Below are 19,072 nucleotides of genomic sequence, written 5' to 3' on the forward strand. Positions count from 1 at the left end.
TTTTGCGCACAATGGAGGCCGTGACCTCCCCACTGCCCGACGAACCTTCCGCGCCGCGCCTGCGCCGCATCGCGCACCTGGACATGGATGCCTTCTTCGCCTCCGTGGAGCTGCTGCGCTACCCGCAGCTCAAGGGCCTGGCCGTGGTGATCGGCGGCGGGCGTCGCAAGGTGGACGAACTGCTGCACCAGACGCCCGACGGCGAAGGCCTGCGCGAGCCGCATTTCATCCCGGTGGCTGACTTTCCCCTGCTCAAGGACTATGTGGGCCGCGGCGTCATCACCACGGCGACCTACGCGGCGCGGCAGTTCGGCGTGGGCTCGGCCATGGGCATGATGAAGGCGGCCAAACTCTGCCCCCAGGCCATCGTGCTGCCCGTCGATTTCGACGAGGTGCGCCGCTTCTCGCGCCTGTTCAAGAGCACCATCACCGACATCGCGCCCGTGATGCAGGACCGGGGCGTGGACGAGGTGTACATCGACTTCACCGACGTGCCCGGCGGCCAGCGCGAAGGAGGCCGGGTGCTGGCCCGGCTGATCCAGAAGAGCATCTTCGACGTGACGGGGCTGACCTGCTCCATCGGGGTGGCGCCCAACCGGCTCTTGGCCAAGATGGCCAGCGAGTTCAACAAGCCCAACGGCATCTCCATCGTCTATGAGAACGACCTTGAGACGAAGATCTGGCCGCTCAACGTGCGCAAGATCAACGGCATCGGCCCCAAGGCCGGCGAGAAGCTCGCGACCCTGGGCATACAGATCATTGGCCAGCTCGCCGCGCAGGACCCGCAATGGCTCATCGAGCGCTTCGGCAAGTCGAGCGGCGCCTGGATGCACCGCGTAGCCTGGGGCCGCGACGACAGCCCCGTGGTCACCGAGAGCGAGCCCGTGAGCATGAGCCGCGAGACCACCTTCGACCGCGACCTGCACGCCGTGCGCGACAAGGCCGAGCTCGGCCGCATTTTCACCGACCTGTGCGAACGCGTGGCCGGAGACCTGCAGCGCAAGGGCTATGTGGGCAAGACCATCGGCATCAAGCTGCGCTACGACGACTTCAAGATCGCCACGCGCGACCAGACGCTGGACCGCTACACCCAGGACGCGGCCACCATCCGCCGCACGGCCGGCCTGTGCCTCAAGCGGGTGCCGCTGGACCAGAAGCTGCGTTTGCTGGGCGTGCGCGTGGGCACGCTGGAGCGGGTAGGCGAGGTGCCCGACGGCCCGCTCGAACCACGCGCCCCCCGGGTGCGCCAGGCCGACCCGCACACCCGACCGCTGTTCTGAGGGCCGACGGGCGGGGGGGCTTGACGAAGTCTTACGTCAAACTTACATTGATCATTCCTCTGGCGGGAGATGGTCATGACGCTCAACGAGCTCCAGCGCATCAAGCAGTGGCATGTGGAACACCGGGTGGAGCATCCGCTGGAATACCACCTGTGGGATCTGGTGCTCACGCTCTGGCTCATGGGCTGGGTGGGCTGGCTACCCGCCTGTGCCTTTGGCGAGGCCTGGGCCATGCCCCTGTGTTTTGCCGGAACCCTGTTGCCCAGCCTGTATGTGGCGTGGCGAACCCGCGCGCACCGCCTGCACCGATTGCGGTGCGATTGGCTCGGCAATGGATAGGGCTACTGTAAGGCGACGCAATGACGCTAGCGCTCTGCCAAGGCTGGTATCGGCGTTCCATCGCGCTATCGCACATGGCGTATGCAACTGGCACGACTCAGGCCAGTGCCCCCGTGCAAGGGCCGCCCCGCCGCACTGGGGGCGTCCCCCTCCCAGATTGCGAAGCAATATGAGAGAGGGGGAAGGCGCGAAGCGACTCAGGGGGAGTCACTGCCTTGCCGTGCGTACGTTGCCCGGCAGGGCCTGCGGGTGGCTGGTGCGCAGCGGGTTGATGTCCAGGCCGCCGCGGCGTGTGTAGCGCGCGTAGACCGTGAGTTTGAGCGGCTTGCAGCGCGTCCACAGGTCCATGAAGATGCGCTCCACGCACTGCTCGTGGAACTCGTTGTGGTTGCGAAAGCTCACCAGGTACTGCAACAGGCCTTCCTGGTCGATGGGGGCACCGGTGTAGCGGATCTGCACGCTGCCCCAGTCGGGCTGGCCGGTCACCAGGCAGTTGCTCTTGAGCAGGTTGCTGGTGAGCACTTCGGTGACGGCGGGCTCGTCGTGCACGGCATGCAGCAACTGCGGCGCAGGCTGGTAGTGGGTGCACTCCACGTCCAGGCGGTCCAGGCTCAGGCCGTCGAGCTCGTGCACGGGTTCCTGGTCAAACAGTTCTGGCAGCAGCAGCCGCACGCCCACGGTGGCCGGGTGTTCAGCTCCGCGCCACACGGCCTCGCTCACGTCGGCACGGATGCGTGCCTGCACCTCGGAGGCATCAGCAAAGCGCGTGTTGTTGAAGCTGTTGAGGTAGAGCTTGAACGACTTGCTCTCGACGATGTTCGGCGTTTCGCAGGGGATGGTGATGTGCGCCAGGGCCACCTGCGGCTTGCCGCGCTGGTTGAGCCACGACAGCTCGAACGCTGTCCACAGGTCGGCGCCGAAAAAGGGCGGTGCGGTGGTGACGCCGATCTCGGCGCGCTTGCCCGCGCGCGGGATGGGGAACAGCAGCGAGGCATCGTACTGGTCCACATAGGCCGAGGCCTTGCCCAACTGGGATTGTTCGGGGGTGTTGTCGTTCATGGAGGGATCCCTTGGTGGCGAGCCTGCGGCGTGCCCGCAGGACTGGCGGCAGGCCTTTGGTTACTTGAATTCGCGTTCGCGCAGCCACTTGGTGGCAATCCACTTCTCGCCGGCGATCACGGGCGCGCCGCCGTGCAGGGTGCGGGTGGAGGGCGCTGCGCGCTCGTAGCTGAAGAACACGGCATTGCCGCGCTGCGGGCCGACTTCGACATGCACGTCGGGGAAGGTGGTGCCGCCGCCTTTTTCGGGCGTGTTGAGGTACATCACCAGGGTGCCCACGCGCTGGCCGCCGCGCTTGAGGATGGTCGCGGTACCGGGCTCGCCCGGGTCGAAGTAGTCGTAGTGCGGCTTGTATTCGGCGCCGGGGCGGTAGTGCAGCACCTGCAGGCCCTCGCCATTCTCGATCGGCCAGTCCAGCAGGCGGGCGATGCGCTCCTCGATGCGCTGCACCACGGGATTTTCGCCGCGCTGGAAGAACATGCCGTCGCTGGTGCGGTCGTCGTTGACTTCCTCGCCGCCGGTCTTGGTGGCCACCGTGAGCGAGCGCGCCATGCGCGGCTCGGCAGCGGCGATCAGGGCATCGCACTCTTCCGGCGAGAGCAGGTTGCCGAAGACCACGATGCGCGGCTTGGCCATCGCCAGCAGAATGCTCACCATGCGGTCGCCGGCATCGATCTGGGCGGGCGATTCACCCATTAGGGGCTCGGGCACCTTCACGGCGGACGGCTGGCCTTGCTGCTCGGCAAGCGCGTTGAGGTGGTCCTGCAGCGTGATTTCCAGCGCCTCGGCGGCTGTGTCCTCGTTCCAGCCGGCATCGCGCATGGACTGCAGCACCACGGGTGCGGCAAAGCCGGCCTCGGCCTGCTCGATGATCCAGCGGCGCAGCTCGGGCGTGATGGCCTGGCGTGCCGCTGCGGCGGTGGTTGCGGTGGACGGCGACTGTTCGGAAGACGATGCCATGGCAGATCTCACTCGTTGGTCTTGCGCCGGAACACCAGGCGCTCGGGTTCTGAGGCGGCGGGAGCAAAAGTGTAGCCCTCCAGGTCAAAGCCCTGGAGGGCATGCGGGGTCGCAAGGCGGTGGGTCACGGCGTAGCGCGCCATCAGCCCGCGTGCGCGCTTGGCGTGGAAGCTGATGATCTTGTAGGTGCCACCCTTCCAGTCCTCGAACACGCATTCGACCACGCGCGCCTTGAGGGCCTTGGTGTCCACCACCTTGAAATACTCCTGCGAGGCGAGGTTCACCACCACCGGCGTGGTGTCGGCCCGCAAGCGCTTGTTCAGGTGCTCCGCGATGCGGCTGCCCCAGAACTGGTAGAGGTTGCTGCCGGCATCGGTGGCCAGGCGTGTGCCCATTTCCAGGCGGTAGGGCTGCATCCGGTCCAGCGGGCGCAGCATGCCGTACAGGCCGCTCAGAATGCACACATGGTCCTGCGCCCATTGCAGGTCTTCGCTGTCCAGCGTGCGCGCATTCAGGCCTTCATAGACGTCGCCGTTGAATGCCAGCAGGGCCTGGCGCGAGTTGGCGGCGGTGAAGCGCGGCCTGAAGGCCTGGTAGCGCGCCACATTCAGGGCCGCGAGCGGGTCGCTCAGCGACATCAGTGTGGCGATGTCCTGGTGCGACTTCTCGCGCAGCACCTTGATCAGGGCCGTGGATTGGGCCACGAACTGCGGCAGCGTGTGCGGCATGTCCGGCGGCAGCGGGGTTTCATAGTCCAGCGATTTGGCGGGAGACAGCAGGAACAGCATGGAGGCGTGGTGGTTCGTCGAGGTCGAACAGAAGGAAAGTGAGACACCGAGGTCGTGGCCGCAAGGATACCGGCATCGGCCGTGCGCCAGCGCAAAGGCGGGGCCCAAAAAGCAAGAAGGCGGCCGAGGCCGCCTTCTTGCGCGCTCACCGCATCAAGCCGCTGGAGGCTGCTCGAAGGGGAGTTTCATCGCCGAGAGGTCGCGGCGGGTTTCCACCAGCACCAGCGGGCCCTCATCGGCCACCACCACGGGTGGACGCTCGCGCGGCACATGGATGGGCTTGGGTTCTGCCGCGATGGCGGCCTGCACGGCAGCGATCTTTGCGGCATCGGAGTTCACCCACTGCAGGCCCGACGATTCGGCGACCTGCTGCAGCGCATCCAGTGGCAGCGTGAACGCCTGCACACGGGGCAGACCCGCTGCGGGGGCCGGCGCTGCCACGGGGGCGGCGGCTGCAGGCGCAGGGGCCGCTACCGGTGCTGCCACAGGTGCTGCTACAGGTGCTGCTACAGGGGCGGGGGCCTGTACCACCGGTGCAGGGGCTGCCACGACCGGTGCAGCAGCAGGAGCCGGGGCCGGTGCGACGGGAGCGACGGCCACAGGGGCCGGGGCGCTCTCTTGCACTGGAGCCGCGACAGGTGCCGCCACGGGCGCTGCGGCTTCGGTGGCGGCAGCAGGGGCTGCTGCGCTGAAGTAGCTGCGGCGTGGTGGCTCGTCCTGGGGCTCGGCCGTTGCTGTGGCCGGTACATTCGAGGTATCGAAGTCCAGCAGGGGGGCTGCCGGTGCTGCGGCAGCTTCGGCGCCATCGCGTGGACCGCGCTCACCGCGTTCACGGCGGTCACGGCCATAGCGGTCGCGCGAGCGGCGCTCACGGCGCTGCTCTTCAGTGCCTGCGGCTGCGGACTCGTTGCCCGTCAGGTCCAGATCAGGCAGCAGCGCCAGCGGCGAGGTGTCGGCAAAGTCGCCTGCCGGTGCAGCGGCTTCCGTGCCCTCGGCGTTGCGGGGCGCACGCTCGCCACGTTCGCGGCGGCCGGTGCCGTCGCCGCGCTCGCGGCGGGGGCCGCGCTCGCCACGTTCACTGCGCGGTGCCTGGCCGGCGGCGGCGTCGGCGCCACTGCCGATCGGGCCTTCCACCTGGGCACCGGCGACTGCCGCTGCCTGCTCGCCATTCAGGGCGGCGCCATTGGCCTGGTTGCGGCCTTCGCTGTCGTTGCGGCCACCACGGCCGTTGCGGCCGCCGCGTCCTTCACGTCCCTCGCGGCCTTCACCCTCGGGGCGGCGCTCGCCGCCTTCGCGCGGTGGGCGGCTGCCCTGGACTTCGGCGTCGCGGGGTGCACGGCCTTCGGCCGGGCGTTCGCCACGGCGGCCACGTCCTTCTGTGGCGCCATCGCGGTTGCCGCCTTCACGGCCGCCACCTTCGCGCTGGCCATCGCTGCGGCCGGGCGCATCGCGGTTGCTGCGGCGTCCGCCACGGCCTTCGCCGCGGCCATCACGGCGGGGTTCGCGGGCGGTGGTTTCCGCGGCGGGTGCGGCTGCTGGTGCAGGGGCCGCCACCGGTGCAGGTGCTGCCGCCGGTGCGCCACCAAAGCCGAACAAGCCCTTGATGAAGGCAAGAATCCCTTGCTCCTGAGGTGCAGCAGGCGCTGCCGCAGCGGGTGCCGGTGCGGGCGTGGGCGCAGCAACTGGCGTGGCCGCAGGGCGCTGGCCCTGGCCGGCGCGCGGTGGGCGGGCCGCGCCTTCGGGGCGGGGCTCGACCTGCGGTGCCGGTGCGTCGGGCAGCACGCCCTTGATCACCGGGGTCTGCTTGTTGGTGGGCTCCTGCGAGCGGCGCGTCACGGCCGTGGGGTCTTCCACTTCTTCGGCGAGCTTGTAGCTGGCTTCGATGTGGTCCAGGCGCGGGTCGTCGTGCTTCAGGCGTTCCAGGCGGTAGTTGGGGGTTTCCAGCGTCTTGTTGGGAACCATCAGCACGGCCACGCGTTGCTTGAGCTCGATCTTGGCGATTTCGGTGCGCTTTTCGTTCAGCAGGAACGAAGCCACTTCCACCGGCACCTGGCAGTGCACGGCGGCCGTGTTGTCCTTCATCGACTCTTCCTGGATGATGCGCAGGATCTGCAGCGCCGAGGATTCGGTGTCGCGGATGTGGCCCGAGCCGCCGCAGCGTGGGCAGGGGATGGACGAGCCTTCGGACAGCGCGGGCTTCAGGCGCTGGCGGCTCATTTCCATGAGGCCGAACTTGCTGATGGTGCCGAACTGCACGCGGGCGCGGTCCTGGCGCAGCGCGTCGCGCAGGCGGTTTTCCACTTCGCGGCGGTTCTTGCTCTCCTCCATGTCGATGAAGTCGATCACGATCAGGCCGCCCAGGTCGCGCAGGCGCATCTGGCGGGCCACTTCGTCGGCGGCTTCCAGGTTGGTGCGCGTGGCGGTTTCCTCGATGTCGCCGCCCTTGATGGCGCGGGCCGAGTTCACGTCCACGCTGACCAGCGCTTCGGTGTGGTCGATCACGATGGCGCCGCCCGAGGGCAGTTGCACGGTGCGGGCGTAGGCCGATTCGATCTGGTGCTCGATCTGGAAGCGGCTGAACAGGGCGGCGTCGTCGCGGTAGCGCTTCACGCGGGCGGCATGCTCGGGCATGACGTGCGCCATGAACTGCTGCGCCTGTTCGTAGATGTCGTCGGTATCGATGAGGATGTCACCGATGTCGTTGTTGAAGTAATCGCGGATCGCGCGGATGACGAGGCTCGATTCCTGGTAGATCAGGAAGGCGCCCTTGCCACCCTTGGCCGCGCCGTCGATGGCGTTCCACAGCTTGAGCAGGTAGTTCAGGTCCCACTGCAGCTCGGGCGCGGTGCGGCCGATGCCGGCGGTGCGCGCGATGATGGACATGCCATTGGGGTACTCCAACTGGTCCATCGCCTCCTTGAGCTCGGCGCGGTCCTCGCCCTCGATGCGGCGCGAAACGCCACCGCCACGGGGGTTGTTGGGCATCAGCACCACGTAGCGGCCGGCCAGCGAGACGAAGGTGGTCAGGGCCGCGCCCTTGTTGCCGCGTTCTTCCTTCTCGACCTGGACCAGCAGTTCCTGGCCTTCGCGGATCACTTCATTGATGCGCGCCTGGCTGGGCGAGACGCCCGGGGCGAAATAGCTGCGCGAGATTTCCTTGAACGGCAGGAAGCCGTGGCGGTCTTCGCCGTAGTCGACGAAGCAGGCTTCCAGCGAAGGCTCGACGCGCGTGACGACGGCCTTGTAGATGTTGCCCTTGCGCTGCTCGCGCCCCTCGATCTCGATCTCGTAGTCGAGGAGCTTTTGTCCGTCGACGATGGCCAGGCGCCGTTCTTCGGGCTGCGTGGCGTTGATGAGCATCCGCTTCATGATGCGATTCCTTCTTGTGTTTCGCGGTGGGCAGCGGCGCAGCCGACAGGGCTCTCGCGGGCTGCCACCCGCAGTTCCAAACCATTGAACAAGCTCTACAGGAGCTGTGAATGCCTGGACTGACGCATCGAAACGAAGGGAATTGCCGGGGATGCCGAAAGCCTGCCGCGCGTTAGCGCGGCAGCGAAAGGCAGGGGCGCATGGAAGGGGGCGAGTGGGAGAGGCGCAGTTTTGCCACGAACAAGGTGGCTGGTTGCGCTGGCCGGACGGTTGTTGCAGGCAATTGCGCGCGCATGGCCAGGGGCATGCGCCACCGCCACAAGGTCACAATCCAAGCCATCAACAACCACATGCTCGCTTCGATCCGCTGGCAGACCTTGCCCTGGTGGGGCGCATCTGCCAGCTTGGGGGATTCCGTATCAGTGTTTCAATCTGTCAGCCCGCCGGCTGGCACCCAGGCCATTGCAGGCATCTGGCCTGCAATCTGCGTGGGCGACACCCGCTGGCATCGACCTGCCTGCGCCCGTGTGGCGGTCGTGTGGACTAAACTCCAGACAAATCAACCACTTACACAGCAACGCGCAGGTGAAACACATTATAGGGGGCAAACCGCCATCCGGCCCCGCCCCGGCTTCCAACGCGCCAGCCGCCCGCTTCGTCGAGGTTGACGAGGACTCGGCGGGCCAGCGGCTCGATAACTTTTTGATACGCCACCTCAAGGGCGTGCCCAAAACCCATGTCTACCGCATCATCCGCAGTGGTGAGGTGCGCATCAACAAGGGCCGGGCCAGTGCCGACACCCGGGTGGAGGCGGGCGACCAGGTGCGCCTGCCGCCGGTGCGCATCTCCGAGAAGGTGGCCGAGAAGGCCGAGCGGCCTGCGCCCGCGCGCGAATTCCCCATCCTGCTTGAAGATGAGCACGTGATCGCAATCGACAAGCCTGCGGGTGTGGCCGTGCATGGCGGCAGCGGGGTGAGCTTTGGCGTGATCGAGCAGCTGCGCCAGGCGCGACCCACCGCGAAGTTCCTGGAGCTGGTGCACCGGCTGGACCGGGACACCTCGGGCATTTTGCTGGTGGCCAAAAAGCGCTCGGCGCTCACCCACCTGCAGGACCAGTTCCGCGAGCGCGAAACCGGCAAGACCTACCTGGCGCTGGTCACCGGGGTGTGGACCGCCAGCAACAAGGTCATCGACCTGCCACTGCACAAGTATTTGCAGGCCGATGGTGAGCGCCGCGTGCGCGTGACCACGGCCGACGATCCCGACGGCATGCGCTCCATCACCCTGGTCAAGGTGCGCCAGGCCGTGCCGGCGCGCCAGGAAAAGGGCCTGCCGGCCATGACGCTGCTGGAGGTGACGATCAAGACCGGGCGCACGCACCAGATCCGGGTGCACTTGGCGAGCCAGGGCCACGCCATCGTCGGGGACGACAAGTACGGCGATTTCGAGTTGAACAAACGCTTGCAGAAGCTGGGCATGCGGCGCATGTTCCTGCACGCGTGGCGGTTACAGTTCAACCACCCGGCCAGTGGCGAGCGCGTGGCGCTCAACGCCCAACTGCCGCCCGAGCTGGCCGATTTCGTTCCTTCTGCCTGAGTGCCTTGTCCCATGCGTCCCACGTCCCGTCCCCGCCGTTTCGACCTGATTGCCTTTGACTGGGATGGCACCCTGTTCGACTCCACGCAGATCATCGTGCGCTGCATCCAGGCGGCCGTGAAGGACGTGGGCGGCACCGTGCCCACGGACCAGGCGGCCTCGTACGTGATCGGCATGGCCCTGATGCAGGCGCTGGCCCATGCCGCGCCCGACGTGCCGCCCGAAAAGTACCCTGAGCTGGCCAACCGCTACCGTTTTCACTATGTGCAACACCAGGACGACCTGAGCCTGTTCGAGGGCGTGCTGCCGATGCTGGCCGACCTGCGCGATGCCGGGCACCTGATCACGGTGGCCACGGGCAAGAGCCGGCGCGGCCTGGACGATGTGCTGCATTCCAAGGACCTCAAGGGCGTGTTCGACGGTTCGCGCACCGCCGACCAGACGGCCGGCAAACCCCACCCGCTGATGCTGCAGGAGCTGATGGCCGAGTTCGACGTGCTGCCCGAGCGCGTGCTCATGATCGGCGACACCACGCACGACCTGCAGATGGCGCTCAACGCCGGCTGTGCCAGCGTGGGCGTGAGCTATGGGGCGCACGAGCCCGACGCCTTCCACGTGCTGCAGCCGCTGGCCGTGGCGCATTCGGTGCGCGAGCTGCACGACTGGCTGCGGGCCAACGGATAGCCTCTTCATCGGTCACTTTCTTCATCTGCCACTGCCGTTGTCCTCCCATGAGCACTGCCGAGCCTGCCTCCATTCCCTTGTGCAACAGCGCCGATCTGGTGGATGGCGGGCTGGCTGTGCCCTTTGATGTGAAATACGCGGGCCAGACCTGCAGGGCCTTTGCCATCCGCTACCGCGGAGCGCCGCATGCCTACCTCAACCGCTGCACGCATGTGGCGATGGAGATGGACTACCAGCCCGACCGGTTTTTCGACGATTCCGGCAACTGGCTGCTGTGCGCCACGCATGGAGCGGCCTACCTGCCCGACACCGGCCAGTGCGCGGGCGGGCCGTGCCGGGGCGGGCTGGTGAAGATAGCCCTGTCGGAGTCCGATGGTGCAGTGCACTGGCATACTGCATACAACCTCCAGCCCGTCGAGTTTTAGGGGTGTTCCCTGGCTCGTCCTGTTTTTTGCATATTTGCCTGTGGCGGCCTGCCCGCCAAGGGCCGCATGGTGTCTCAAAAGGCCTGAAATGACCGATCCCCAACAGCCTGGAATCCCGGGTTCCGACAAGAATTTCCCCCCGTCGCAGGACCTGTGGTCGCAATCAGCCGCCCCGTCCGGCGCCCGCGCGGCTGTGCAGGAGCCTGGGTGGGAGCGCGCCACGCTGGAGAAGCTGGCCTTTGCGGCCCTCAGCGAGCAGCGCTCGGCCCGCCGCTGGAAAATCTTTTTCCGCTTTGCCTGGTTGTTCCTGATCCTCGCGCTGGCCTGGGGCGCCATGCGCCAGGCATCGACCGGCGCAAGCAAGAGCACGCCGCACACGGCGGTGGTGGACATCAAGGGTGAAATCGCCTCGGGTGCCGAGGCCAGTGCCGAGTTCGTGGTGGCCGCCATGCGCAGTGCCTTCGAGGACGAGGGCTCTCAGGCGGTGGTGCTGCTGATCAACTCGCCGGGCGGCAGCCCGGTGCAGGCCGGCATCATCAACGACGAGATCGTGCGCCTGAAGGCCAAGTACAACAAGCCCGTGTATGCCGTGGTCGAGGAGACCTGTGCCTCGGCCGCCTATTACATCGCTGCGGCGGCGGATGAAATCTTCGTGGACAAGGCCAGCATCGTGGGCAGCATCGGCGTGCTGATGGATGGCTTTGGCTTCACCGGCATCATGGAAAAGCTCGGTGTCGAGCGCCGCCTGCTCACCGCCGGCGAGAACAAGGGTTTCCTCGATCCCTTCAGCCCCCAGACCGAGAAGCAGCGCGAATACGCGCAGGCCATGCTCAACCAGATCCACCAGCAGTTCATCGGCGTGGTGAAGGCGGGCCGGGGCGACCGGCTCAAGGTCACGCCCGAAACCTTCAGCGGCCTGTTCTGGACTGGCCAGCAGGCCGTGGAGATGGGCCTGGCCGACAAGCTCGGCAACCTCGACTACGTGGCGCGCGAGGTGGTCAAGGCCGAGGAGATCATCGACTACACGCGCCGTGACAACGTAGCCGAGCGCCTGGCCAAGCGCTTCGGCGCGGCCATGGGCATCGGCGCCGCCAAGGCGATGATGTCTGCCGGGCCGCAGCTGCGCTGATCAGGAATCCAGTCCGCCAGCCTTGCGCTGGCGCGATCCGTCTTCCAGGATGGTGTCGTCGGCCAGCAGCTTGCCGGATTCGTCCCACTGCTTGCGCGCTTCCAGCCGCGTGCGGCCCCGGTTGTCCGGTGCCGTGTATCGGTCTTCCTGGGCCACGCGGCCATTGGCGTGGAACTGCTGCTGAATGCCGGTGCGCTGCTGCTGTTCGGTGAGCAGTTCCCGGCGCGTGAGCCGGCCCTCGTCATCGCGCAGTTCGCGCTGGATGCGGGTGGACTCCCCGATGCCGGTCATCGTCGAGCGTTCGCGTGCTGCCCCGTTGAGGTACCAGCGCTCAAGCAGCACTTCGCGCCTATCGGCATAGCCATGCTGTTCGATCAGCTGGCCCGTGCTGCCAAAACGGCGCAGGCTGTGCAGCGGGCCGCGCGTGTCGCGCAGGAAGCGCTGCTCATCTGGCGTGAAGATGCGCTCTTCGCGCAGCACGCTCTTGCCGCCTTCGGTGAAAAAGCTGCGGTGCACGCGCCGCCCTTCCTCGTAGAGCATCTGCTGCGCCACCACGCCATCGCTCGTCCATTCGGTGGACAGCAGCAGCCGGCCCTGGTCGTAGCGCACCTGGCCGGCCTTGGTGCCAGCACTGGTATACAGCGGGGTGTCCGCAGCGCCTTCGAAGCCGCAGGGCTTGCGGTCTTCGGGCAGGACGCTGGCGCGCGGGCACTGCAGCCGCGTGGGCTGGCCGGTAGCGTTGTATTCGATGACGAACTGCTCCTGCCCTCCCGTATGGAAAGAAAGGCGTTCGGGCCGGCCATTGGCATCGAAGCGGCGCACTGCCCCGACCGTGCTGCCGTTCTCGGCGAATTCCTCGCGCTTGAGCTGTCCGTTGGGCCAGAACTCGGCCACGCGGCCCTGGCTGTTGCCGCGCTCGTTTACGCTGCGCTCGCGCGTGAGCTTGCCCTCGCGGTCGAAAAAGCGCTCCCGGCCCAGGTACTTGCCGTCCTTGAGCTCCTGCTCGCGCTGCAACTGGCCGGTGTTTTCGTCGCGGCAGCGCAGCAAGCCGGTCAGTCCCGCGGTTTCGGCGCCGTTGGACGGGTTGACACTCCTGCCGTTGAATTCGCAGCGGACGATGGCGTGTGCGCCCGTGGCACAGGTGCCCAGGGCAAGGAGCAGAAGGGCTGCTGAGAGGCTTTGCATGGCATGGAGCGGGCTCAGCGGCCCAGGGCAAACACGATGGGTGTGCGGTTGCTGGGTACCAGGGGCTGGGCGCGCCACTGGCGCACGAGCTGGCTGCGGATCTGGGCGCTGGGCAGCGTCAGGCCACTGGCCAGTGCCAGGCGGGTGTGGGGCTGAAGGGTCTGCACCAGGGCCTGCCAGAGCGCGGGGTTGCGGTAGGGCGTCTCGATGAACAGCTGGGTCTGGCCGGTCTTGAGGGCCAGGGATTCGAGCTCGCGGATGCGCTGCGTGCGTTCCTGCCCGTCCTGTGGCAGGTAGCCGGCAAAGGCAAAGCTCTGGCCGTTCAGGCCGCTTGCGGCCAGCGCCAATAGCAGCGAGACTGGGCCGACCAGTGGCACCACGAGAATGCCCAGGTCGTGCGCGGCGCGCACCACGGACGATCCCGGGTCGGCCACCGCCGGCATGCCGGCCTCGCTGACCAGGCCCATGGCGTGGCCAGCCAGTGCCGGGGCCAGCAGGGGCTTGGCGTCGAACGTGGCGGAGCCCTTGTCGCCGTGGTCGCCTTTCTTGTGCACCTCGCGTGGTAGCTCGGTGATCTGTTGCTGCTGCAGAGGTGTTGCCAGTGGGTGCAGGGCATCGATGCGCTTCAAATATGCGCGGGTGCTCTTGGCGTTCTCGCAGATCCAGTGGGTGAGCTGCGCGGCCTGCTGCAGGGTGCCGGCGGGCAGGGCGTCCTGCAGGGGGGCTTCCACCTCGCAGCCGAAGTCGAGGGGGGCGGGTACCAGGTACAGCGTGCCGCTGGCGGCGGCGCCTGATGGTGCATCCGTGGGGGTGGCGGGGCGGGTGCTCATGGCAGAACCACTCCGGCAGCGCGCAGCATGCGGCAGGTGCGGATCAGCGGCAGGCCGATGAGGGCTGTGGGGTCGTCGCTGTGGATGGCGTCGAGCAGGGCGATGCCCAGGCCTTCGCTCTTGGCGCTGCCGGCGCAGTCGTAGGGCTGCTCGGCGCGCAGGTAGCGCTCGATTTCGTCGTCCGACAGGTCGCGAAAGCGCACTTCCACGGGGGCGATGTCCACCTGCTCGAAGCCGCTGGCCTGGCACACGGTGGCCACGGCGGTCTGGAAGATGACGGTCTGTCCGCGCATCTGGCGCAGCTGCTGAACGGCGCGCTCGTGGGTGCCGGGCTTGCCCAGCGGCTGGCCGGCCAGGTCGGCCACCTGGTCGGAGCCGATGACCACGGCCTCGGGATAAAGATGTGCCACGGCCCGGGCCTTGGCCAAAGCCAGGCGCAAAGCCAGATCGCGCGGGGCCTCGCCCGGGCTGGGGGTTTCGTCCACATCGGGAGAGGCGACCTCGAAAGGCAGGTTCAGGCGCGAGAGCAGTTCGCGGCGGTAGCGCGAGGTGGAGCCCAATACCACAGGGCGTTGCAGGGCAGGGGATTGATGCATTCGCTGATTCTCTTACACTGCCGCCATGACCAAGGAATTCTCAGTGGACCGGCTCGACGTCAAAGCGTTTGCTTTGGCCGGCGCGCGCCTGGCCGGCCATGATTCCCTTTTGAAGTATGAGCGCCTGGCCCAGGAGGCCCGGGGGCTGCACCCCGACCTGCTGGTGGACTGGCAGGCGCAGGGAGAGGTGCGCACGGCGCTTGGCGGCGCAGGCCAGGTGTGGCTGGTGCTCAAGGTGCGTGCGTCCTTTCCCATGGAGTGCCAGCGCTGCCTCACGCCGGTGGATGTGCCGCTGGAGGTGGACCGCGCGTTTCGCTTCGTGGCCGACGAGGCTACCGCCGAAGCCCTCGACGACGAGAGTGAAGAGGACTTGCTGGCAATGACCCGTGAGTTCGACCTGCACGAGTTGATCGAGGACGAGTTGCTCATGGCGCTGCCCGTGGTGCCCAAGCATGACGAGTGCCCGACGGCTGTGCCGCTGGCATCGACGGACGATGATTTCGAGGCGGCAAGCGCCGACAAGCCCAATCCTTTTGCAGCGTTGGCAGGCCTCAAGAAAGACCGCAAGGGACACTGAATCCATTTGGGATATAATCGAGGGCTTCGCGCGAATCCCCTCGTGTCTTCTATGGGCTCATCGCGTATTTACCAACCTATTTAAGACCAGGAGCCATCATGGCCGTTCAGCAAAACAAAAAGTCCCCTTCCAAGCGCGGTATGCACCGTTCGCACAATGCCCTGAATGTGCCAGGCATTGCAGTGGAGCCCACCACCGGCGAAACCCATCTGCGCCACCACATCAGCCCCAACGGTTTCTACCGCGGCCGCCAGGTGCTCAAAAACAAGTCTGAAGCCTGATCTTCAGTACCCTTCAAAGGCCCGTAGCTACGGATTCTGTAGCGCGGGCCTTTGTTTTGACCGTTGTATCCATCTTCCGGCCAGCGCAGTTGGCCGGACAAGTCGCCCATGATCACACTGGCTGTTGACTGCATGGGGGGCGATCACGGCCCCCGCGTCACGCTCGCGGCGTGCCGTCAGTTCCTTGGCAATCACCCGGATGCCCGCTTGCTGCTGGTCGGCCTGGCGGACAGCCTGAAGGATTTTTCCCATGACCGCGCCACCATCGTCCCCGCCACCGAGGTGGTGGCCATGGACGATCCGGTCGAGGTGGCCCTGCGCCGCAAAAAAGACTCTTCCATGCGCGTGGCCATCCAGCAGGTCAAGGATGGAACTGCGGGAGCGGCGGTTTCTGCTGGCAACACCGGTGCCCTGATGGCCATTGCGCGCTATCTGCTCAAGACCCTGGACGGCATCGACCGGCCTGCCATTGCCACCCAATTGCCCAACAACCAGGGGCGCGCCACCACGGTGCTCGACCTGGGTGCCAATGTGGACTGCTCGGCAGAGCATCTGCTGCAGTTTGCGGTGATGGGTTCGGCCTTGGTGTCTGCCTTGCGCGATGATGGCGGCGAGCCCACCGTTGGGTTGCTCAATATTGGTGAAGAGATCATCAAAGGCAGCGAAGTCATCAAAAAAGCGGGTGAACTGTTGCGATCTGCTGCCGAAGCGGGCGATCTCAATTTCTACGGCAACGTCGAAGGCAATGACATCTTCAAGGGCACGGTGGACATCGTGGTCTGTGACGGATTTGTCGGCAACGTGGCGCTCAAGGCCAGCGAAGGGGTGGCTGCGATGGTGATAGGAGGGCTCAAAAATGAGTTTTCTCGCAACATTTTCACAAAAGCTGCTGCTATCGTTGCCTATCCGGTGCTAAAGGCGCTCATGATCCGCATGGACTACCGGCGTTACAACGGCGCGGCACTTTTGGGGCTGCGCGGACTGGTGTTCAAGAGCCATGGCTCGGCCGATGCCATGGCCTTCGAGCAGGCCTTGAACCGGGCGTATGATGCAGCCCGCAACAACCTGCTCGACCGTGTCCGGACCCGGATTGCGCATGCGGCGCCGCTCTTGGCCCCCGCCGATGCCCAGCCCAGGCCTGCTGCGGCGACGACGACACATTAATGAGACGCTATTCCCGCATAACCGGCACTGGCAGCTATCTGCCACCGCGCCGGCTCACGAATGCCGACCTCGTGGCCGAGTTGGCCCGCGATGGCATCGAAACCTCGGACGAGTGGATCGTTGAGCGCACGGGGATCCGGGCGCGGCATTTCGCCGCCCCTGATGTGACGGCCAGCGACCTGGGTCTCGAAGCTGCTCGCAATGCCTTGCAGGCTGCGGGCCTGCAAGCGCAGGACATCGACCTGATCATCGTCGCCACGTCCACGCCGGACATGGTGTTTCCCTCGGTCGCTTGCATCTTGCAGCACAAGCTGGGTGCCAATGGCTGCCCGGCGTTCGATGTGCAGGCCGTGTGCAGCGGTTTCGTCTATGCATTGGCCGTAGCCGATTCGATGATCCAGACCGGCGCGGCGAACCGTGCCCTGGTGATTGGCGCCGAAGTCTTCAGCCGCATCCTCGACTTCAAGGACCGGACCACCTGCGTGCTGTTCGGTGATGGTGCCGGTGCCGTGGTGCTGGAGGCGTCCGAGACGCCCGGCATCCTGTCGAGCGACCTGCATGCCGATGGCAAGCATGTCGGCATCCTGTGCGTGCCGGGCAATGTCTCGGGTGGCCAGGTGCTGGGCGACCCGGTGCTCAAGATGGACGGCCAGGCCGTGTTCAAGCTGGCCGTGGGCGTGCTGGAAAAGGCCGCCCATGCCGCGCTGGCCAAGGCGGGCATGACCGAAGCCGATGTGGACTGGCTGATCCCCCACCAGGCCAACATACGCATCATGCAGGGCACGGCCCGCAAGCTCAAGCTGTCGATGGACAAGGTGGTGGTCACGGTGGACCAGCATGGCAACACCTCGGCAGCGTCGATTCCCCTGGCGCTCGACCATGCGGTGCGCAGCGGGCAGGTCAAGAAGGGTGAAACGCTGCTTCTGGAAGGCGTGGGCGGTGGATTCACCTGGGGTGCCGTGCTCCTGAAGCTGTAGCCCGCCGCCTTTTGGGCGGCCTGCAGAACCCGATTCCTCTTATCTATCTGTGCTGGCATGAAGTCATTTGCATTTGTTTTTCCCGGGCAGGGCTCGCAGTCGGTCGGCATGCTCGATGGCTGGGGTGGCCACCCTGCGGTTGCCGAGACCCTGCGTGAGGCCTCGGATGCCCTGGGCGAGGACATTGCCCTTTTGATCAAGGCAGGCCCCAAGGAGGCGCTGGCCCTGACCACCAACACGCAGCCTGTGATGTTGGCCGCCGGTGTGGCGGCATGGCGCGTGTGGCGTGCCGAGGGTGGTGCGGCGCCCGTCGCGCTGGCTGGGCACTCGCTGGGTGAGTATTCGGCGCTGGTTGCGGCAGGTGTGCTGACGCTGTCGCAGGCTGCGCCCCTGGTGCGTCTGCGCGCTGCCGCCATGCAGGAGGCTGTGCCTGTGGGTACCGGTGCCATGGCGGCCATTCTTGGCATGGATGCAGCCAAGGTCATCGCCGGTTGCGCCGAAGCGGTGGCCACATTTGGCCCTGGCAGCGCCGAGGTGGTGGAGGCCGTGAATTTCAACGACCCCATCCAGACCGTGATCGCCGGTACCAAGGCGGCGGTGGACAAGGCCTGCGAGGTGCTCAAGGCCGGCGGCGCCAAGCGTGCGCTGCTGCTGCCGGTGTCGGCGCCTTTCCATTCGAGCCTGATGAAGCCCGCAGCCGACAAGCTGCGCGAGGCCCTGGCTGCGGTGGTGCTGGCGGCGCCCGCCATTCCCGTGGTCAACAACGTGGATGTGGCAGTGCACAGCGATGCCGACGCGATCCGCGACGCCTTGGTGCGCCAGGCCTTTGGCGCCGTGCGCTGGGTGGAGTGCGTGCAGGCGCTCAAGGCGCGCGGCGTGACGCACATTGTGGAGTGTGGCCCCGGCAAGGTGCTGGCGGGTCTGACCAAGCGCATCGACCCCGAGTTTGTCGGTGCTGCAGTATTTGACACGGCCTCGCTGGCCGAAGCACGGGAGTTGCTGGCATGACGGATTCTGTTCAACCCACCCAGGTGGCCCTGGTCACTGGCGCATCGCGCGGCATTGGCGCGGCGATCGCGCTGGAGCTGGCCGTGCGCGGCTACCAGGTGGTCGGCACGGCCACTACCGATGACGGCGCTGCCCGCATTTCGGCGGCCCTGGCGGCCTACCCGGGCTCCAAGGGGGTCAATCTGAACGTGAACGACGGTGCGGCCATCGAGGCCACCATCGATGCCATCGTGAAACAGCAGGGTGGCCTGCACGTACTGGTGAACAACGCCGGCATCACGCGCGACACCCTGGCCATGCGCATGAAGGACGACGATTGGGATGCGGTGTTGGACACCAACCTCAAGGCGGTCTTTCGCGTGAGCCGCGCCGCCATCCGTCCCATGATGAAGCAGCGCTTCGGGCGCATCATCAGCATCACCAGCGTGGTCGGTGCATCGGGCAACCCAGGCCAGGCCAACTACGCGGCCGCCAAGGCCGGCGTGGCCGGCATGACGCGCGCATTGGCGCGTGAACTGGGCAGCCGCAGCATCACGGTGAACTGCGTGGCCCCTGGATTCATCGAGACCGACATGACCGCCGGCCTGCCCGAAGAGCAGCAAAAAGCCCTGCAAACGCAGATCGCTTTGGGTCACCTTGGCAAGCCTTCGGACATCGCACACGCGGTCGCCTACCTCGCATCTCGCGAAGCGGGCTATGTGACCGGGCAGGAGTTGCATGTCAATGGCGGCATGTACATGTAATTATTGAAAGATAACGCCGGTTCATCCGGACGGCGGGCTGCTGAGGGGCTTCTCCTTAAGCGGCTAGAATCGCGGATTCATT

General features: G+C 66.5%; 19 protein-coding genes. 12 read left to right on the forward strand and 7 right to left on the reverse strand.

The window, feature by feature from the left end; all coding sequences use genetic code 11:
* Positions 1-11 precede the first annotated feature (11 nt).
* Together ASE28_RS21680 and ASE28_RS21685 are read left to right on the forward strand one after the other, a co-directional pair.
* Positions 12-1,280, forward strand: a complete 1,269-nt coding sequence (locus ASE28_RS21680) for a DNA polymerase IV (protein WP_057268430.1) — start codon at positions 12-14, stop codon at positions 1,278-1,280.
* 75 nt (positions 1,281-1,355) lie between these two features.
* On the forward strand, positions 1,356-1,619 hold the full coding sequence (locus tag ASE28_RS21685; protein WP_057202555.1) for a hypothetical protein: 264 nt from the start codon (positions 1,356-1,358) through the stop codon (positions 1,617-1,619).
* A gap of 207 nt (positions 1,620-1,826) precedes the next feature.
* Here ASE28_RS21685 and queF read toward each other — a convergent pair whose 3' ends face one another.
* The 4 genes from queF to ASE28_RS21705 form a co-directional block, all read right to left on the reverse strand.
* Positions 1,827-2,678: an NADPH-dependent 7-cyano-7-deazaguanine reductase QueF gene (gene queF / locus ASE28_RS21690; RefSeq protein ID WP_057268431.1), complete on the reverse strand. Its 852-nt coding sequence runs from the start codon at positions 2,676-2,678 to the stop codon at positions 1,827-1,829.
* Between the two features lie 60 nt (positions 2,679-2,738).
* The gene (locus ASE28_RS21695) at positions 2,739-3,638 is read right to left on the reverse strand and encodes a 2OG-Fe(II) oxygenase (RefSeq protein ID WP_057202086.1); all 900 of its coding nucleotides are present in this window, start codon (positions 3,636-3,638) and stop codon (positions 2,739-2,741) included.
* Positions 3,639-3,646: 8 nt separating this feature from the next.
* Positions 3,647-4,426: a peroxide stress protein YaaA gene (yaaA, locus tag ASE28_RS21700; RefSeq protein WP_057202087.1), complete on the reverse strand. Its 780-nt coding sequence runs from the start codon at positions 4,424-4,426 to the stop codon at positions 3,647-3,649.
* A gap of 153 nt (positions 4,427-4,579) precedes the next feature.
* On the reverse strand, positions 4,580-7,795 hold the full coding sequence (locus tag ASE28_RS21705) for an Rne/Rng family ribonuclease (protein WP_057268432.1): 3,216 nt from the start codon (positions 7,793-7,795) through the stop codon (positions 4,580-4,582).
* Between the two features lie 585 nt (positions 7,796-8,380).
* Between ASE28_RS21705 and ASE28_RS21710 the strand changes: the two genes are divergently transcribed.
* From ASE28_RS21710 to ASE28_RS21725, 4 genes are all read left to right on the forward strand, one after another.
* Positions 8,381-9,391: an RluA family pseudouridine synthase gene (locus tag ASE28_RS21710; protein ID WP_057268433.1), complete on the forward strand. Its 1,011-nt coding sequence runs from the start codon at positions 8,381-8,383 to the stop codon at positions 9,389-9,391.
* Between the two features lie 12 nt (positions 9,392-9,403).
* Complete coding sequence (locus tag ASE28_RS21715; RefSeq protein WP_057202090.1) at positions 9,404-10,075, forward strand: HAD family hydrolase; 672 nt, start codon at positions 9,404-9,406, stop codon at positions 10,073-10,075.
* Positions 10,076-10,122: 47 nt separating this feature from the next.
* Positions 10,123-10,500: a Rieske 2Fe-2S domain-containing protein gene (locus tag ASE28_RS21720; RefSeq protein ID WP_057268434.1), complete on the forward strand. Its 378-nt coding sequence runs from the start codon at positions 10,123-10,125 to the stop codon at positions 10,498-10,500.
* Positions 10,501-10,588: 88 nt separating this feature from the next.
* Positions 10,589-11,629 carry a S49 family peptidase gene (locus ASE28_RS21725; RefSeq protein ID WP_057268435.1) on the forward strand — a complete coding sequence of 347 codons (1,041 nt, stop codon included), beginning with the start codon at positions 10,589-10,591 and terminating at the stop codon, positions 11,627-11,629.
* Here the strand turns inward: ASE28_RS21725 and ASE28_RS21730 are convergent, their stop codons facing one another.
* From ASE28_RS21730 to ASE28_RS21740, 3 genes are read right to left on the reverse strand one after another with little or no spacing between them, the layout of a single operon-like run.
* On the reverse strand, positions 11,630-12,814 hold the full coding sequence (locus ASE28_RS21730; protein WP_082608195.1) for a toxin-antitoxin system YwqK family antitoxin: 1,185 nt from the start codon (positions 12,812-12,814) through the stop codon (positions 11,630-11,632). It lies immediately after the preceding gene.
* A gap of 14 nt (positions 12,815-12,828) precedes the next feature.
* Entirely contained in the window at positions 12,829-13,644 is an 816-nt protein-coding gene (locus ASE28_RS21735; protein ID WP_057268436.1) for an SAM-dependent methyltransferase, read from the reverse strand.
* Entirely contained in the window at positions 13,641-14,240 is a 600-nt protein-coding gene (locus tag ASE28_RS21740) for a Maf family nucleotide pyrophosphatase (protein WP_057268437.1), read from the reverse strand. Before ASE28_RS21740 ends, ASE28_RS21735 begins: the two co-directional genes overlap by 4 nt.
* Positions 14,241-14,265: 25 nt before the next feature.
* On the opposite strand from ASE28_RS21740, the gene ASE28_RS21745 reads away from it, so the two are divergent.
* The 6 genes from ASE28_RS21745 to fabG all read left to right on the forward strand — a co-directional run bounded on the left by ASE28_RS21745 (position 14,266) and on the right by fabG (position 18,990).
* Positions 14,266-14,817 carry a DUF177 domain-containing protein gene (locus ASE28_RS21745; RefSeq protein WP_057268438.1) on the forward strand — a complete coding sequence of 184 codons (552 nt, stop codon included), beginning with the start codon at positions 14,266-14,268 and terminating at the stop codon, positions 14,815-14,817.
* Between the two features lie 98 nt (positions 14,818-14,915).
* Positions 14,916-15,098, forward strand: a complete 183-nt coding sequence (gene rpmF / locus ASE28_RS21750) for a 50S ribosomal protein L32 (protein WP_005794249.1) — start codon at positions 14,916-14,918, stop codon at positions 15,096-15,098.
* Positions 15,099-15,206: 108 nt separating this feature from the next.
* On the forward strand, positions 15,207-16,262 hold the full coding sequence (gene plsX / locus ASE28_RS21755; protein ID WP_057202096.1) for a phosphate acyltransferase PlsX: 1,056 nt from the start codon (positions 15,207-15,209) through the stop codon (positions 16,260-16,262).
* Complete coding sequence (locus tag ASE28_RS21760; RefSeq protein ID WP_057268439.1) at positions 16,262-17,239, forward strand: beta-ketoacyl-ACP synthase III; 978 nt, start codon at positions 16,262-16,264, stop codon at positions 17,237-17,239. Before plsX ends, ASE28_RS21760 begins: the two co-directional genes overlap by 1 nt.
* A 57-nt stretch (positions 17,240-17,296) precedes the next feature.
* Positions 17,297-18,247: an ACP S-malonyltransferase gene (fabD, locus tag ASE28_RS21765; protein ID WP_057268440.1), complete on the forward strand. Its 951-nt coding sequence runs from the start codon at positions 17,297-17,299 to the stop codon at positions 18,245-18,247.
* Positions 18,244-18,990, forward strand: a complete 747-nt coding sequence (gene fabG, locus ASE28_RS21770) for a 3-oxoacyl-ACP reductase FabG (RefSeq protein ID WP_057202099.1) — start codon at positions 18,244-18,246, stop codon at positions 18,988-18,990. Before fabD ends, fabG begins: the two co-directional genes overlap by 4 nt.
* The last annotated feature ends 82 nt before the right edge of the window (positions 18,991-19,072 follow it).

This window comes from Acidovorax sp. Root219 (assembly GCF_001428665.1).
Taxonomy (GTDB): domain Bacteria; phylum Pseudomonadota; class Gammaproteobacteria; order Burkholderiales; family Burkholderiaceae_C; genus Acidovorax.

Excerpts from the sequence above, each read along its gene's own strand:
- ASE28_RS21740 (WP_057268437.1), bottom strand. The coding sequence starts at position 14,240 with ATGCATCAATCCCCTGCCCTGCAACGCCCTGTGGTATTGGGCTCCACC.
- ASE28_RS21680 (WP_057268430.1), top strand. The coding sequence starts at position 12 with ATGGAGGCCGTGACCTCCCCACTGCCCGACGAACCTTCCGCGCCGCGC.
- plsX (WP_057202096.1), top strand. The coding sequence starts at position 15,207 with ATGATCACACTGGCTGTTGACTGCATGGGGGGCGATCACGGCCCCCGC.
- ASE28_RS21705 (WP_057268432.1), bottom strand. The coding sequence starts at position 7,795 with ATGAAGCGGATGCTCATCAACGCCACGCAGCCCGAAGAACGGCGCCTG.
- ASE28_RS21725 (WP_057268435.1), top strand. The coding sequence starts at position 10,589 with ATGACCGATCCCCAACAGCCTGGAATCCCGGGTTCCGACAAGAATTTC.
- fabG (WP_057202099.1), top strand. The coding sequence starts at position 18,244 with ATGACGGATTCTGTTCAACCCACCCAGGTGGCCCTGGTCACTGGCGCA.
- queF (WP_057268431.1), bottom strand. The coding sequence starts at position 2,678 with ATGAACGACAACACCCCCGAACAATCCCAGTTGGGCAAGGCCTCGGCC.
- ASE28_RS21760 (WP_057268439.1), top strand. The coding sequence starts at position 16,262 with ATGAGACGCTATTCCCGCATAACCGGCACTGGCAGCTATCTGCCACCG.
- ASE28_RS21715 (WP_057202090.1), top strand. The coding sequence starts at position 9,404 with ATGCGTCCCACGTCCCGTCCCCGCCGTTTCGACCTGATTGCCTTTGAC.
- fabD (WP_057268440.1), top strand. The coding sequence starts at position 17,297 with ATGAAGTCATTTGCATTTGTTTTTCCCGGGCAGGGCTCGCAGTCGGTC.
- ASE28_RS21695 (WP_057202086.1), bottom strand. The coding sequence starts at position 3,638 with ATGGCATCGTCTTCCGAACAGTCGCCGTCCACCGCAACCACCGCCGCA.
- ASE28_RS21685 (WP_057202555.1), top strand. The coding sequence starts at position 1,356 with ATGACGCTCAACGAGCTCCAGCGCATCAAGCAGTGGCATGTGGAACAC.
- ASE28_RS21720 (WP_057268434.1), top strand. The coding sequence starts at position 10,123 with ATGAGCACTGCCGAGCCTGCCTCCATTCCCTTGTGCAACAGCGCCGAT.
- yaaA (WP_057202087.1), bottom strand. The coding sequence starts at position 4,426 with ATGCTGTTCCTGCTGTCTCCCGCCAAATCGCTGGACTATGAAACCCCG.
- ASE28_RS21735 (WP_057268436.1), bottom strand. The coding sequence starts at position 13,644 with ATGAGCACCCGCCCCGCCACCCCCACGGATGCACCATCAGGCGCCGCC.
- rpmF (WP_005794249.1), top strand. The coding sequence starts at position 14,916 with ATGGCCGTTCAGCAAAACAAAAAGTCCCCTTCCAAGCGCGGTATGCAC.
- ASE28_RS21730 (WP_082608195.1), bottom strand. The coding sequence starts at position 12,814 with ATGCAAAGCCTCTCAGCAGCCCTTCTGCTCCTTGCCCTGGGCACCTGT.
- ASE28_RS21745 (WP_057268438.1), top strand. The coding sequence starts at position 14,266 with ATGACCAAGGAATTCTCAGTGGACCGGCTCGACGTCAAAGCGTTTGCT.